At 41.4% G+C, this 15,168-nt stretch carries 11 protein-coding genes and 3 pseudogenes; 2 read left to right on the top strand and 12 right to left on the bottom strand.

Translation table 11 applies throughout. From position 1 onward, the window contains the following. Positions 1–151: pseudogene (locus HT669_RS09035) on the bottom strand (IS5/IS1182 family transposase); the annotation flags it as partial. A gap of 255 nt (positions 152–406) precedes the next feature. Here HT669_RS09035 and HT669_RS09030 point away from each other — a divergent pair. Beyond that, positions 407–592 (top strand): annotated as a pseudogene (locus HT669_RS09030) (helix-turn-helix domain-containing protein); the annotation flags it as partial. A 141-nt stretch (positions 593–733) separates the two neighbouring features. On the opposite strand, the gene HT669_RS09025 reads toward HT669_RS09030, so the two are convergent. The 11 genes and pseudogenes from HT669_RS09025 to HT669_RS08975 form a co-directional block, all read right to left on the bottom strand. Next, a complete protein-coding gene (locus HT669_RS09025) occupies positions 734–1,618 on the bottom strand; it encodes a PucR family transcriptional regulator (RefSeq protein ID WP_172922124.1) in 885 nt (294 codons plus the stop codon). A gap of 3 nt (positions 1,619–1,621) precedes the next feature. Next, on the bottom strand, positions 1,622–2,008 hold the full coding sequence (locus HT669_RS09020) for a Mini-ribonuclease 3 (protein ID WP_172922123.1): 387 nt from the start codon (positions 2,006–2,008) through the stop codon (positions 1,622–1,624). Then, positions 2,001–3,344 (bottom strand): cysteine--tRNA ligase, encoded by a 1,344-nt coding sequence (gene cysS, locus HT669_RS09015; protein WP_172922122.1) that lies wholly within the window; start codon positions 3,342–3,344, stop codon positions 2,001–2,003. Before cysS ends, HT669_RS09020 begins: the two co-directional genes overlap by 8 nt. A gap of 81 nt (positions 3,345–3,425) precedes the next feature. After that, positions 3,426–4,310: a GNAT family N-acetyltransferase gene (locus HT669_RS09010; protein WP_172922121.1), complete on the bottom strand. Its 885-nt coding sequence runs from the start codon at positions 4,308–4,310 to the stop codon at positions 3,426–3,428. 11 nt (positions 4,311–4,321) lie between these two features. Beyond that, positions 4,322–4,939 carry a serine O-acetyltransferase gene (gene cysE / locus HT669_RS09005; RefSeq protein WP_172922120.1) on the bottom strand — a complete coding sequence of 206 codons (618 nt, stop codon included), beginning with the start codon at positions 4,937–4,939 and terminating at the stop codon, positions 4,322–4,324. A gap of 15 nt (positions 4,940–4,954) precedes the next feature. Then, positions 4,955–7,168 carry a polyribonucleotide nucleotidyltransferase gene (gene pnp, locus HT669_RS09000; RefSeq protein ID WP_172922119.1) on the bottom strand — a complete coding sequence of 738 codons (2,214 nt, stop codon included), beginning with the start codon at positions 7,166–7,168 and terminating at the stop codon, positions 4,955–4,957. A gap of 726 nt (positions 7,169–7,894) precedes the next feature. Continuing rightward, positions 7,895–8,761: a methylenetetrahydrofolate reductase [NAD(P)H] gene (gene metF, locus HT669_RS08995; RefSeq protein ID WP_172922118.1), complete on the bottom strand. Its 867-nt coding sequence runs from the start codon at positions 8,759–8,761 to the stop codon at positions 7,895–7,897. Between the two features lie 103 nt (positions 8,762–8,864). Then, positions 8,865–11,114 (bottom strand): 5-methyltetrahydropteroyltriglutamate--homocysteine S-methyltransferase, encoded by a 2,250-nt coding sequence (gene metE / locus HT669_RS08990; protein ID WP_172922117.1) that lies wholly within the window; start codon positions 11,112–11,114, stop codon positions 8,865–8,867. A gap of 366 nt (positions 11,115–11,480) precedes the next feature. After that, positions 11,481–11,774, bottom strand: a complete 294-nt coding sequence (locus HT669_RS08985; RefSeq protein ID WP_172933685.1) for a helix-turn-helix transcriptional regulator — start codon at positions 11,772–11,774, stop codon at positions 11,481–11,483. Positions 11,775–11,832: 58 nt separating this feature from the next. Beyond that, positions 11,833–12,258: pseudogene (locus HT669_RS08980) on the bottom strand (helix-turn-helix domain-containing protein); the annotation flags it as partial. A gap of 252 nt (positions 12,259–12,510) precedes the next feature. Beyond that, positions 12,511–13,677 (bottom strand): IS30 family transposase, encoded by a 1,167-nt coding sequence (locus HT669_RS08975; RefSeq protein WP_166727949.1) that lies wholly within the window; start codon positions 13,675–13,677, stop codon positions 12,511–12,513. A 343-nt stretch (positions 13,678–14,020) separates the two neighbouring features. Here HT669_RS08975 and HT669_RS08965 point away from each other — a divergent pair, with 343 nt between their 5' ends. After that, positions 14,021–15,022 carry an endonuclease/exonuclease/phosphatase family protein gene (locus HT669_RS08965; RefSeq protein WP_050207961.1) on the top strand — a complete coding sequence of 334 codons (1,002 nt, stop codon included), beginning with the start codon at positions 14,021–14,023 and terminating at the stop codon, positions 15,020–15,022. Positions 15,023–15,168: the final 146 nt, after the last annotated feature.

Raw genomic sequence — 15,168 nt, 5'->3', positions numbered from 1 at the left:
AGGCTTAGTTTAGGTTTTCTTCCACCTTTTGCGTGTTTAAGTTGATAAGCTGTTTTAATACAGCTAACATCTCTTTAAAAGTCGTGCGCTGAACACCAACAAGACGCTTGAATCGTGCATCAGTTAGTTGTTTACTTGCTTCATAATTCATAGAACTATTCTACCATATTTTGTTTCGCAGGAAAGTCTAATATATAAATAGCAACTTACGACTATTTACCCCACTGTACCTCCTATGAAGAATATACAGTCTAGTGATAATTATACCACCCCCCCCCCGAATTTTGCAAGGAAAAACATTTTATTTTTTCGGTTTTGTAATTCGAATGTGATAATGTCTTTAGTAAATCGAACGTGAAAATGTCCCATTTGATAAAATAGTCGTATGAAAAGGATCCAACTGAATATGAATGAAACGAAAAAATATCTTGTGATAAAAGCTATAGACCAAGGAAAGAAAACAAAGAATCGAGCCTGTGTCGAACTGAATCTTTCTGAAAGACAAATCAATCGTCTGCTACTAGCCTATCAACAGAAAGGAAAAGAAGCCTTCAGACACGGAAACAGAAATCGAAAACCAAAACATGCAATCCCTGATGAAATCAAAATAATTGCCCTCAATCTCACCATTTTTTTGGGACATCATCACTTTCGATTGACAGCCTCAATCCACTATAACTCTGCACATAAAAATGGAGAAGATGGCAATCCTCTTCTCCAAATATTAACTTCTTTACAAACCAACTATAGTTGACAAAGAACCTAAAATCAATTGATAACACAAGGTCAAGTCGGTCAACTCTTTCAACTGAAGCCCTGTCAATTCTTCCCATTTATCAATTTTGTATTGGAGAGAATTGCGGTGCAGATAGAGTTGCTGGGCTGTTTTTGTTAGGACAGCACTATTTTCCCAAAGGGAGAGAATGATTTCCTGAATCTGATCTTGATCCAAAATCATCTGGTGTAGACATTCCTTGATTACTCTCAAGTCCACGAGTCTTTCTCCCATACTCCAAAGATAGAGCTGAGAAAAAGTATGAACACCTTGATGACCCTGACGCCACCAAGTCTTAAATAAATCCCGCTCCGCTTTAATCAAGTCTGATAGGGCTTGATGCCCCGTCTGAGACCAAACCTGACCCAACATGATAGAGAGACGCAGTCCAAAGTCATACTCAACCGCTTCAATCGTATCACTTAAAATAGCTCGTACAGAGGTGTATTTGTCTTGTTGCAGCACGAAAACATAATCCTGAGCTCCGACCTGAAGCACTGTCTGACAATTCGAAAAGAGGGTCCGCATCATATCTAGCCAAGAGGATAGATTTTCCTGTTGGAAATAGGAAAGATGACAATAAACCAGCTGAATCTTTTTAAAAGCTTGTGGTGCCTGTCCCTTCCCCTCAATCAGATAGGAATACCAAGGATTGAGCGAACGAGCCTGCTCCTGCTGGGTCAAAAGAGCAACCAACTGCTTTTCACGCTCACTGAGCCCAGCTTCCTCCAGCAAAATCCACTGTTGAGAAGCTAAAGGAAGAGTGAGATAACCCTCTTTCTCTACTGGTTGGTCTGAAATCTGAGCCTCAGGAAACCAGTCTTGTAGTTCTTTTGCCATCATATCCTAGCCCTCCACTTTTTGGATGCACCACGAAATCAAGCTCTCAAGACGTTCTAGATTTTCAGTCATATGGAGATAGCCTATCACGGCTTCAAAACCTGTGGACATACGGTAAGTCACCACATCGGCATTTTTAGCCTTGGTGTGACTATTGGTATTGCGACCACGTTTGTAGATTTCTTCTTCTTTTTCTGTTAAGACCTGCTCCTCTAACATAAGGGAAATCAAGTGTGCCTGAGCCTTAGCTGACACATACTTGGTCGCTTCTTGATGGAGTTTATTGGGTTTGGTCATACCTTTGAGGATGAGGTGACGACGAATATACATGGAATAAACCGCATCTCCCTCAAAAGCTAACGCAATCCCGTTAATGAGATTGACATCAATCACGTGTCCACCTCACTCCATCCTTGGTGTCAAGGAGCTTAATTCCTTGAGCAGCCAATTGGTCACGGATCTGGTCCGCTGTCGCAAAGTCACGATTGGCACGCGCTTCTTGGCGTTTTTGAATCAAGGATTCGATCTCTGCATCCAAAACCTCCTCAACAAAGACAATTCCAAAAACTTCCAACATAGCCGCAAGAGCTTGCTTAACACTTGTATCATAGTTACCTGAGTTAATCCACTTGGCCATTTCAAAAACAACTGTGATACCGTTGGCAGCGTTAAAATCTTCATCCATAGCCGCCACAAACTTATCTTTAAATGCTTGTAATTCTTGGGCGTCCACATTTCCTGTAAATGGTTGCTCATAAGTATTCTTTAGATACTTGAGATTAGTCTCTGCATCACGCACTGCCTTTTCTGTAAAGTTGATAGGCTTGCGGTAGTGTTGAGTCGCAAAGAAGAAACGAAGGACTTGACCATCAAGAGTTTTAAGGGCATCATGAACAGTGATAAAGTTCCCCAAGGATTTGGACATCTTGACATTGTCGATATTGACAAAGCCATTGTGCATCCAGTAGTTGGCGAAGATCTTGCCTGTTTTGGCTTCTGACTGGGCAATTTCATTGGTATGGTGTGGAAACTCCAGATCAGCTCCACCACCGTGAATATCAATGGTGTCGCCCAAAATCTCTGTTGACATAACCGAACACTCGATATGCCAACCCGGACGGCCAGATCCCCAAGGACTATCCCAAGAAATCTCGCCTGGCTTGGCAGCTTTCCAGAGGGCAAAATCTACAGGATTTTCCTTACGAGCCGTTTCTTCATCGGTTCGACCTGACGCACCCAGCTCCAAATCTTCCAAGGTTTTATTAGCCAATTTGCCATAGTTGTAGGATTTTTCCACACGGAAGTAAACATCCCCTTGACTCTCGTAGGCAAAGCCTTTTTTAATCAAGTCTTCCACAAAGCGGATGATGTCAGCCATAAACTCCACCACACGCGGATGGCGGGTCGCAGGTTTGACGCCCAAGGCTGTCACATCCTCACGAAAGGCAGCGATGTACTTGTCCGCAACCTCCTGAGGCGTGATGCCCTCTTCCTTGGCACGGTTGATAATCTTATCATCCACGTCCGTAAAATTGGAAATATAGGCAACCTCATAACCACGATACTCAAAATATCGACGAACCGTATCAAAAGCCACTGTTGAGCGGGCATTCCCCACGTGGATATAGTTATACACGGTTGGCCCACAAACATACATCTTGACCTTGCCGTCCTCAATCGGGACAAATTCTCGCAAATCACGAGACATAGTGTCATAGATTTTAATCATAAATCATAATCAGGAAAGCTGAAATCCAAGAACAGTTAGTTTCATCATTAAGAGTTCAATTGAATTTCAGTCCGAATGTCTCTACACTTCGGAATCCCTTGCTCCTTTCTCATTCAGATAAACCACCTGAGTCTGTTTGACAAAGCCAATTTTTTCGTACAAGCGCTTGGCACCTACATTGCTATCTTCCACTGCAATCTGAAATTCCTTATCATTTTGCTCAATTAGTTGATTGACAAGGGATTTTGCTAAGTAGCTTCCATAGCCTTTCCCACGTTCAAGTTCTGATATTGCTAAACCGTAGAAGTAATTCGTATTAGTCGATAAATCTACCGTGCAAGTTCCAATAACCTGACCATCTTTTAACAAAATATATAAGCGACTTTCTGGATCCTTCAGAGCTTCAGCGACATATCTATCCACAACTTCTCTCGATTCAGGTTCCCCTGAAAATGCCTGAAATTTTAACTGACTGATTTGCTCCTGATACGAACTATCTGCTAACAAAACTTCAAGATTGGAAACATTTGCTAACGGATAAGGGCTTCTATCCTTACCTAACCAAGTTTCTGTCTCTTCATCCTCGACCAATCCCCAGTTGCTGACAAAATCAGGATGGCTGTCTAGAAAAACACGCTCTGTCTGAAAAGTAACTGAACAAATAGAGAAAGAAGCTGTTTCTCTCTCAAAACTAGTAAACAACGCACGCGCAATTCCCTGACGGCGATGATCTGGATGAACCAGTATCGTCACTTCTACATCTTGGTCATCTGTATAGACAGTTAAGAGACCAACAAGTTCGCCTTTTTCATAATAAAGGAAAAAGGCGGGCATGTTTGGGTCAAAATTAAGCATGTTAGAGAGATAGGGATCACGATAGGTACCGTCATAGTTTTGGCAACAGTTAATTAGTTTTTTCGCCTCAGATAGCTCCTCTCGGCTTAACTTGTTTCTTGCTTGAATCATATAGATATCCTCTACAAACCAGACGATCTGTGACTGGCATCTTTAGCCTGCTCGAGTTTATTAACGTAGTACTCTCGTTTTTTTTCGACTTCGTGGATCGTCGGTTCATCCTTCTGTCCATGAACTCGGACAATCCTGGCCGGAATACCGACAACCGTCACATCACTAGGTACATCTGCTACGACGACTGCTGCAGCACCGACCTTGGCATTTGCACCGATTTCAACGGGTCCAATGACTTGGGCATGAGCAGATATTAAAGCTCCTTTTCGCACGGTTGGATGGCGTTTACCACAGTCTTTCCCTGTTCCACCCAGAGTCACCCCATGATAGAGGAGAACTCCCGTCTCAACGATCGCTGTTTCCCCAATCACCAGACCAGAACCATGGTCGATAAAGACACCTGAATCAATCTGGGCACCTGGATGAATCTCAATCTGAGTCCAAAAGCGCCAGAACTGACTGTGCATACGAGCCAGTAGTTTGAAGCCATGCTTCCAGAGAAAATGCGAGAGACGGTGGGCCGCCAAGGCCTTGACACCTGGATAAGTCAGCAAAACCTCCAAAGTGGTGCGGGCCGCTGGATCATTTTCTTTTACGATATCAATGGTTTCGCGCCACCATCCCATACATTTCTCCTTTTCTTATTCTGAATCTTTTGGTGTTTCTGTAAATTCTTTCTTAGGTTTGTGATCCTTGTGATGACGTGGGCGGTGAGGTCTCTCAGACTTTTCGCCTTTTTCATCACGTTCAGGTTTTGGAGGACGAGGAAGAAGAGCTTTCATAGAAGCATCCACACGTCCTTTTTCATCAATCTTGATAACCTTAACATCAACTTCATCCCCGATTGCTACCAAGTCTTCGACATTATTGGTACGCGTCCAAGCCATCTCCGAGATATGAACAAGTGCATCTGTTTTATCAAAGAGGTTAACAAAGGCACCAAATTTCTCGATACGAACGACTTTAGCACGGTAAACTTCGTCCACCTTAGCTTCACGGACCAAACCAGCAATAATTTCTTTAGCACGGTTAATAGCATCTTGGTCGCTAGAGTAGATAGACACATTTCCTTCTTCGTCGATATCAATCTTAACGCCTGTTTCAGCGATAATCTTGTCGATGGTTTCTCCACCCTTACCGATGACAATCTTAATCTTGTCCACATCAATCTTGATGGTATCAATTTTCGGAGCAGTTGGAGCCAATTCTGGACGAACTTCTGGAATGGTTGCTTCAATCACATCAAGGATTTCAAAACGCGCTTTCTTGGCTTGGGCAAGAGCCTCAGTCAAGATTTCTGCAGTAATCCCTTGAATTTTGATATCCATTTGTAGGGCTGTAATCCCGTCACGAGTTCCTGCAACCTTGAAGTCCATATCTCCAAAGTGGTCTTCCAAACCTTGGATATCTGTCAAAACTGTATAGTTGTTTCCATCTGAGATAAGTCCCATGGCAATACCAGCTACTGGCGCCTTGATTGGCACACCACCAGCCATAAGGGCAAGAGTTCCTGCACAGATAGAAGCCTGAGATGAAGAACCGTTTGATTCCAAAACTTCTGCTACTAGACGGATAGCGTATGGGAATTCTTCCAAACTTGGCAAGACTTGAGCAAGGGCACGCTCACCGAGAGCACCGTGACCGATTTCACGACGACCTGGCGCACCGTAACGACCAGTTTCCCCTACAGAGTATTGTGGGAAGTTATAGTGGTGCATAAAGCGTTTCTTGTACTCTGGATCCAAACCATCAATGATTTGAGTTTCACCCATCGGAGCCAAGGTCAAGACTGAAAGGGCTTGAGTTTGTCCACGAGTGAAGAGACCTGAACCGTGCACACGAGGAAGGAAGTCAACAACCGCATCCAAAGGACGGATTTCATCGACCTTACGACCATCAGGACGTACCTTATCTTCTGTGATCAAACGGCGCACTTCAGCGTGTTCCATTTGTTCCAAGATTTCAGCCACATCTCGCATGATACGGTCAAATTCCTCATGGTCTGCATATTTTTCTTCGTAAACGGCAGTAACTTGGTCCTTAACTGCTTGAGTTGCAGCTTCACGAGCCAATTTTTCCTCTACTTGGACCGCTTTTTGGAGGTCACTGTTGTAGGCTGCGATGATTTCAGCTTGCAAGTCAGCGTCCACATGAAGCAATTCTACTTCTGCTTTTTCTTTACCAACTTCTGCAACGATTTCTTCTTGGAAGGCAATCAATTCTTTGACTGCTTCATGCCCTTTAAGAAGAGCTTCCAACATGATTTCTTCTGACAATTCTTTGGCACCAGACTCTACCATGTTGATGGCGTGTTTGGTACCAGCTACTGTCAATTCAAGGAGAGATTGCTCTGCCTGTTCTTGCGTAGGGTTGATGATGATTTGGCCATCTACATAGCCCACTTGTACCCCAGCGATCGGTCCATCAAATGGGATATCTGAGATAGAAAGCGCCAAGGATGAACCAAACATAGCAGCCATTGGTGCAGAAGCATTTTCATCATAAGAAAGCACGGTGTTGATGACTTGTACTTCATTACGGAAACCTTCCGCAAACATAGGACGGATTGGACGGTCAATCAAACGCGCTGTCAAAGTCGCATCCGTTGAAGGACGTCCTTCACGTTTCATAAAGCCACCAGGAAACTTCCCAGCTGCATACATTTTTTCTTCGTAGTTGACTTGAAGAGGGAAGAAATCCCCAGTTGCCATTTTCTTAGACATCACGGCAGCAGTCAAGACAGTTGACTCACCGTAACGTACAACAACAGAGCCATTTGCTTGCTTAGCAACCTGACCAGTCTCTACAATTAACTCACGACCCGCAAAAGTCGTTTGAAACACTTGTTTTGTCATTTTAATCCCCTTTGGATTGATAATATTATACGTCTTGCCTACAAAAATCAAGATACTAAGCCGTTAAGCAACTCAAAGGAAAATAGGAAATCGGACGACGGAGCGACTGCTCCTAGGTAGATTTATCTTTTTCCACAGAGTTGTAGGCGTGTTCAGTTACGCAAGATATTTTGGACGGTTCGGCTTGCCGAACATTTCTGTAGAAAAATAGGAAGGTGACGCCGCACTCGATGAGTGCTAGGAAGCTTATCTTTTTTCCTAAGGAATGAGGCCAAAATTCAATTAAGTATCTTTTTGATATTTCCCTGGAATAGTGCGGACGGGAGCTAAAATTATCCAGTGGATGATTTTAGAAATCCAACGGAATTTCAATGGTAATTTTTAATTACTTCGCCTTTTTATTTCTATGCTCAGGCTAAAATAGTTTCCCGAACTATTTTACTCTCAAAAATCCTGCCTTAGATAATAATATTGTTATCATCTAAGATACCACGATAGCGTGAAATATCTTTTAAATACTTACTCCGTTCGTGTTTTTTGAGACACACATTATCAGATTTTGCTTAAAAAATAATCAACTTTAAACAAACTTCTAAAACCTAAATACCCTCATCTTTGTATCAAGTACGTACAGAGTCTATTTTATCATATTTTTCTTAAAAAGTGCGGTCTTTACCATTAAAAAGGAACCATTCCCCTCACTTGAGAAGAATGGTTTGCTTTTTATTATCCTAGAGACTGATGATTAAACAAGGCATGGGTTGCTTGGTGGATATATTTTGCTGTTTCTGCATTGTTCATAGTGTAGAGATGCACACCAGCAACATCCTGAGTTACCAAGTCCACGATTTGGTCCACTGCATAGGCAAGTCCTGCTGCTCTGAGCGACTCAGGGTCATGCTCATACTTGTCTAAGATGGCTTTAAATTTGCGTGGAAGGTGGATATTCTCACAAGTCTTCAAGAGGCGGAGAGCCTGATTTCGATTCAGAATTGGCATAATCCCTGCATGAATAGGAACATCAATCCCAGCCAAGATGCACTTGTCTTGGAAATCATAGAAGCGCTCATTGTCAAAGAAAAGCTGAGTGACAAGACTCGAACAGCCTGCATCCACTTTCTTCTTAAGATTTTGAATATCTGAAATCTGATTTGGTGAATCTGGATGCCCTTCTGGATAACAAGCACCAACAATATCAAAGTGAGGAGCTTGCTCCTTGATGAACTCAATCAAGTCAGTTGCGTAGCGAAAATCCTTTTGTGGCTCCACACCTGGAATAATATCCCCACGCAAGGCCAAGATTTTCTGCACTCCAACCTTGTCCAAGTCAGCAATGGTTTCAGCAACCTTTTCCTTAGTTAGATAGATAGCTGGCAAGTGGGCAATAGTCGGAATCGCCAAGTCATTTTGGATAAAATCAGCCAAACGGACCGTCGTTTCCTTGATATTAAATTTATTATTGCTGGCAGTCACACTGATAAAGTGGGGAGCCAACTCCTGCATATTTTGAAGAGCAGAAATAATGTTATCATTACCCACTGCTGGGTTTGGAGGGAACACTTCAAATGAGAGTGACGGTGTTTGGCGTGACATAGTCATTATCCTTTTCTAGTTGATTTTTTTCGTTAGCTGGACTCTTAGAACCCAAGTGAAACAGGCAGATTGACTAAACAGCGCTTTTAGAGAAATCCTTATCTTACAATTTCTCACGCGCAGCTTTAGCTGCTTCAACAAGGCGGATCAAGCTTTCTTTTGTTTCTGGAATACCACGTGTTTTCAAACCACAGTCAGGGTTGATCCAAACTTTCTTGCTTGGCACTTTAGCAAGGATGGCTTCGATTGTATTGTCGATTTCGCCTTCATTTGGCACACGAGGAGAGTGGATGTCGTAAACCCCAGGACCCACTTCTGTTTGGAAGTTTTTCGCTTTGAGTTCGTCCAAGATTTCAAGGTTTGAACGGCTAGCTTCAAAGGAAATAACATCTGCATCCATGTTGTCGATAGCTGGGATGATATCTGTAAATTCTGAGTAACACATGTGAGTGTGGATTTGAGTATCTGGCGCTACTGTTGAGTGTACCAAGCGGAAGGCAGGAATTGCCCAGTCAAGGTAGTCTTCGTACCAGTCGCTACGACGGAGTGGCAATTTCTCACGAAGAGCAGCCTCGTCGATTTGAATGATCTTCACGCCAGCAGCTTCAAGATCAAGAACTTCATCCTTGATAGCAAGGGCGATTTGAAGAGTAGAATCCTTGATAGAGATGTCTTCACGTGGGAATGACCAGTTGAGGATGGTAACAGGTCCAGTCAACATACCTTTAACAGGTTTGTTTGTACGACTTTGTGCATAGCTAGACCATTTGACAGTGATAGGGTTAAGACGAGTTACATCACCCCAGATGATTGGTGGTTTAACTCCACGCATACCGTATGATTGTACCCAACCATTTTTAGAGAAGAGGTAACCTGACAAGTTTTGACCGAAGTACTCAACCATGTCATTACGCTCAAATTCACCGTGAACAAGGACATCAAAGTCAATATCTTCTTGCCATTTGATCCATTCATCGATCGTTTCAGCAAGGAAAGCATCGTACTCTTCTTGAGACAATTCACCTTTACGGTAAGCCAAACGTTTAGCACGAACTTCTTTAGTTTGAGGGAATGAACCGATAGTTGTTGTTGGAAGAGCTGGAAGTTTGAAAGCTTCTTCTTGGATAGCTTCACGTTCAGCAAATGCTGGCAAACGAGTGTAGTCTGCGTCTGTCAAGCCAGCTATACGCGCACGAAGTTCAGCATTTTCACCAACACGCTCAGTCGCAAAGAGTTCTTTGTTAGCTGCAAGTGCTTCTTCACCTTGACCGTTGCAGATAGCATCCAAATCACGGATTTCATCCAATTTTTCAACTGCAAAGGCAAAGTGGTTCAAGATTGCTGGTTCAAATTCTTCATTAGCAGTTGTAAATGGCACATGAAGAAGTGAGCATGAGCTTGTCAAGACAATGTTTTCAGCTGGGATTTGCTCAAGAACAGCCAAGCTCTTTTCGTAGTTGTTGCGCCAGATGTTTTTACCATTGACAATACCTGCATAAAGAGTCTTGTCAGCTGGGAAGCCACCTTTAACGAGTTCAAGAGTTTTCTTACCTTCAACGAAGTCAAGACCGATAGCATCTACTGGCAAGTTAACAAGGTCAGCGTAAACGTCACGAACGTCACCGAAGTAAGTTTGAAGCAAGACTTCAAGACCTTTTTTGTCAGCCAAAAGTTTATTGTAAAGGTTCAAGAAGAGAGCTTTTTCTTCAGCTGTCAAATCTTTTACAAGAGCAGCTTCGTCGAGTTGGATGCGAGTTGCACCAAGTTCTGCCAATTTTGCAAAAACTTCTTGGTAAGCAGCCACTAAGCTGTCTACGAAGTCTTCTGCTTTCACACCTTCTTCAAAGTCTGACAATTGAAGGAAAGTGAAGGGACCTACAAGAACAGGACGAGTGTTCAATCCAAGTTCTTTGGCTTCTTGAAACTCATCAAAAATCTTGTGACCTGCAAGTTTGACTTGAGTGTCTTTTTCAAATTTAGGAACGATGTAGTGGTAGTTAGTGTTAAACCATTTCTTCATTGGGAGGGCGCGAACGTCCCCTTTTTCTCCTTGGTAACCACGTCCCAAAGCGAAGTAGCGCTCAAGGTCAGACAAGTCCAAGTTTTGAACGGATGCAGGTACTACGTTGAAAAGGAAAGCTGCATCTAGGAAGTTGTCATAGTGAGAAAAGTCATTTGATGGGATTTCAGTGATGCCTTTTTCTTTGACAATGTTCCAGTGTTTAGCACGCAAGTCTTTTGCTGCTGCTAAAAGTTCTTCCTCTGAGATTTCTTTTCTAAAGTATTTTTCAGTTGTAAATTTTAATTCGCGGAATTCACCCAAACGAGGGAAACCGATGATTGTAGTTGACATGATGTGTCCTCCAAAATTTGTTGTTGAAACTATCTTAACAGAAAAGAAATCATCTGTATAATTGTAAAAAATTAGGCTTTGATATAGTTTGAAACTATATATCTGTTTTAAACAAAAGAAAAAGACCTGAGACAAATGCCTCAAATCCTTTGTATAGCGTGTTTTATAGCTTTATTTCAGTTATGCTCTTCAAACGCTTTATTAGTAATTCTTATAAGTGACTATGGCTTGTTATTAGAAAAGACTATAATACTCTTCGAAAATCTCTTCAAACCGCGTCAACGTCGCCTTGCCGTACTCAAGTACAGCCTACGGCTAGTTTCCTAGTTTGCTCTTTGATTTTCATTGAGTATGAGTCTACTCTAATCAACTCTTTTCCTGTTCGAGTGGGACGACTACTAGTGTCTTTCCTAAACTGGCTAGGACTTTTAAGACTGTGTCCAACTGAAGACTAGTCTTGCCTGTTTCCATCCTAGCTATGACAGGCTGGCTTATTCCACTGACTTCTTCTAGCTTTTTCTGACTGATTCCTTGCTCATGCCTGGCTTCAATCAGCTCACTCATGATAGCCACTCGCATATCACTTTCAAGGATTTCCTCCTTGGTAAAGAGTTGAGACCGGACATCCTTCCAATTACTCCCAATAGCACTCTTCTTCATCTCTTAACCCTCTTTCTTTTACGTCTATGTATTTTTTGAAAAAATGAGCGAATTATAATTCGATAGATTGACCAGCGGGTTTAAAATTGGTGCCAGCTTGTTTCTTAAGCGCTTTTCCTTTTCTAGGGTAAAGCAGTTCCTGTTTGCTTAACCCCAATTTTACATGATGAATCCAATAGTAAATGGTTGAAATTCCCACGTTAACCCCTTTAGCCATCACCATCATTTCAGGCGAAAATTTTTGGTTATGATAGTGGAGAATCTTTTCCTTTAGTTCCTTGGTCAATCTTGATTTCTTGACCGAGCGCTTGCGATTATTTTCATAAGACTGTTGAGCATAGTCGGCAGAATAAACCTCTTTAAAGCGCCCTTTTCCAAGACATTGTCGGACTGTCCCACGCTTGATTTCAGTATGGATAGTTTGAGGAGCTTTTCCAAGTAGAGAGGCAATTTCTCTATTTGATTTTCCTTCTTTTTTCCATCGGGTAAATTCCCAAACTAAGTTCCACTGCTAATCCAAATGGAAGTTAGTCTGATAAAAATCCTAAAAACCAGTGGAAATCCGTGTCAGGGTAAGTTCCACTGGTTTTACTAATGCTTGATTTCATTGCTTTTATAGCTGAAAGAAATAGAAAAAAAGAGCGCACAAAATCCCCTCATCTGAAAGCGTTTCAGATTAAGTTCCACTATGGTGGAAGTTAGTGTGAGACGTTTGAATGGGGTTGAAGATTAGTTTTTAGAACGTATGTTGGAGTAATTTAGAAGACTGACAGACGTCTTCTGCAGATATTTTAGAAATGCCTAGAAGCTTAGGAATCTCTTCTCCATAGGTAAATGCAAAGAGTTCATAGGCTGACTTTCCATTCAAAGCAGCGCGTTTGACACTGTTGACATGCGAACAAACGAGATTGATGTCCTCTTGAGTTAAATTGTCAAAAGAAGTTCCCTTAGGTAGAATGTCTCGAATCAGCGTGTGATTTTTCTCAATTCTCCCTTTCTGGTCAGAGCGATTAGGGTCACAAAAGAAGAGTTTACTCTCTCCTCGCACATCCATTTCGATGTCATCAACCCTTGCAAACTCTCCACCATTATCGGTAAGAATGACAGGGAAGAGTTGGAAGAAATCTTTGTCAGCTTGGTGAAGAGTGTTCTTGATATCATAGAGGTGTTTGGTAACCTCAAGGGCAGTTTTATTATCCAGAAGTCTAGCGAAGATAAAGTTACAGAAAGACAGGTTGAAGGTGAGTAAGACTTTCCCTCCCATCCTCCCCAGAACTGTATCCATTTCTAGCCAAGAGTCTAGTTGATTAAGGGCTAAATAGTTTTGGAAATCCTCATAGGAACGGCCTTTTTTAGCTTCTTTAGGGATGGAAGGTAGCTTATTTTTCCGTCTTTCTTTGAAATTAACGGCTCTGGCTAGGTCAATAGGAGCGATAGATAGGTATCCTTTTCGGATGTGTCGATAGACAGTTGAGGAGCTGACATCAAGGTTATGAGTTTTGAGGATATGATAGATGTGTTGTCCCTTTTTAACCCCATCAGAAATGACTTTGTCCATTTCCCAGAAGGTCTTGGAATTGAGAGGAGTTCCTTCACGAGCTTCAACAAGAGTTTGTTCGTACTGTTTTTGAGCTTGCTTAGCGAGGTAGAAGATTTTCTGATAGCCACAGTTTTGTCTTCTTTTAGGGCAGCCGTTACAGACAAAGGGAGCTTTGTCGAGTAGAGGGCAAGGAAGGTTGTTAGAGGTAGAGTCTCTAATTTGTTTATTTCGTTTGACTTCTTTAGAAACAGTAGTCGGGTCTTTTAGAATAAGTTGTCCAATAGCTTTGAAGGTTTCACCGCGCTCTAAGCCTAATTGGATATCATTACGGTCTGAAAGGGTAAGGTGTTTATGTTTTGTCATAGTAGACCTCATTTCTAACTCAAACGTCTCACACTTAATTCCACCATAAAAATCCGTTTTAGACTAATTTCCACTTCGGCTAGCCAAGTGGAAGTTACTTTGAGAAGTTACCCTTTTTCCATCGTTCGATTAAGCGACGACTATCGATTGTCAAATGTTTGCCTTTTGTAGTATAATTGTCTTGCATCTCCGTGACTTTTAATCATTTCAATCTTAAATTGGACTTTTTTTTACTTGGGTTATACTTAATCTATAAGGAAGACAAGAAAAAGAGTATCAATCAAGTAAAGTCACAAAGTCACATTAGCTCCGAGCAACCATTGCAAATCGAGGTACTCATACAATGATTAAAATATTTCTCTCTGCCTTTTCTGTCATTCTCTTTGCTATCCCTATCATAGCTTATTCTTTTTTTCCATCTTCTAATCTTAATATTTGGCTATCTACCAGACCTATCTTGGCACAGATTTATGCCTTCCCCTTAGCTACTGCAACTATGGTTTCTATTTTAAGTTTCGTATTTTTTTCCCTATCTTTTTACAAGAAAAATAAACAAATACGGTTTTATTCTAGCATCTTTCTCTTACTATCGTTCATATTACTATTATTCGGAACAGATAAAACCCTTTCTTCCGTATCAAATAAGACTAAAACCTTAAAATTAGTAACTTGGAACGTCGCTAATCAAATAGAAGCACAACATATTGAGCGAATTTTTAGCCATTTTGATGCCGATATGGCTATATTCCCTGAACTAGCTACCAATATCAGAGGTGAGCAAGAAAACCAGAGAATCAAACTATTGTTTCATCAAGTTGGACTTTCTATAGCCAACTATGATATTTTTACTTCTCCACCTACTGACAGTGGAATAGCTCCTGTGACTGTGATTGTCAAGAAAAGTTATGGTTTCTATACAGAAGCTAAAACTTTCCATACAACACGGTTCGGGACAATTGTATTACATTCGAGAAAACAAAATATACCAGATATCATTGCTTTGCATACTGCTCCTCCTCTGCCAGGTTTAATGGAAATCTGGAAGCAAGACTTAAACATCATTCATAATCAATTGGCTTCAAAATATCCAAAGGCTATTATTGCAGGTGATTTTAATGCAACTATGCGTCATGGAGCACTTGCAAAAATAAGCTCTCATAGGGACGCATTAAATGCACTACCACCTTTTGAAAGAGGAACTTGGAATAGCCAAAGTCCAAAACTTTTTAATGCAACAATAGATCATATTTTATTGCCTAAAAACCACTACTATGTTAAAGATTTAGACATTGTAAGTTTTCAAAACTCTGATCATAGATGTATTTTTACAGAAATCACATTTTAATTATTTTATACTCTTCGACAATCTCTTCAAACCACATCAGCATCGCCTTACCTTAGACATATGGTTACTGACTTCGTCAGTCTTNNGCTAGCTTCCTAGTTTGCTTTTTGATTTTCATTGAGTATTATATAAAATCACCCCTCTAG

The sequence above is a fragment of the Streptococcus sp. 2100 genome (assembly GCF_013276335.1).
GTDB lineage: Bacteria > Bacillota > Bacilli > Lactobacillales > Streptococcaceae > Streptococcus > Streptococcus pseudopneumoniae.
This window is presented reverse-complemented; position numbering and strand designations above follow the sequence as displayed.

Bases quoted from the DNA above. Each gene is read 5' to 3' on its own strand.
- HT669_RS09025 (WP_172922124.1), bottom strand. From the start codon at position 1,618: ATGATGGCAAAAGAACTACAAGACTGGTTTCCTGAGGCTCAGATTTCA.
- cysS (WP_172922122.1), bottom strand. From the start codon at position 3,344: ATGATTAAAATCTATGACACTATGTCTCGTGATTTGCGAGAATTTGTC.
- HT669_RS09010 (WP_172922121.1), bottom strand. From the start codon at position 4,310: ATGATTCAAGCAAGAAACAAGTTAAGCCGAGAGGAGCTATCTGAGGCG.
- cysE (WP_172922120.1), bottom strand. From the start codon at position 4,939: ATGGGATGGTGGCGCGAAACCATTGATATCGTAAAAGAAAATGATCCA.
- pnp (WP_172922119.1), bottom strand. From the start codon at position 7,168: ATGACAAAACAAGTGTTTCAAACGACTTTTGCGGGTCGTGAGTTAATT.
- metF (WP_172922118.1), bottom strand. From the start codon at position 8,761: ATGTCACGCCAAACACCGTCACTCTCATTTGAAGTGTTCCCTCCAAAC.
- metE (WP_172922117.1), bottom strand. From the start codon at position 11,114: ATGTCAACTACAATCATCGGTTTCCCTCGTTTGGGTGAATTCCGCGAA.
- HT669_RS08985 (WP_172933685.1), bottom strand. From the start codon at position 11,774: ATGAAGAAGAGTGCTATTGGGAGTAATTGGAAGGATGTCCGGTCTCAA.
- HT669_RS08975 (WP_166727949.1), bottom strand. From the start codon at position 13,677: ATGACAAAACATAAACACCTTACCCTTTCAGACCGTAATGATATCCAA.
- HT669_RS08965 (WP_050207961.1), top strand. From the start codon at position 14,021: ATGATTAAAATATTTCTCTCTGCCTTTTCTGTCATTCTCTTTGCTATC.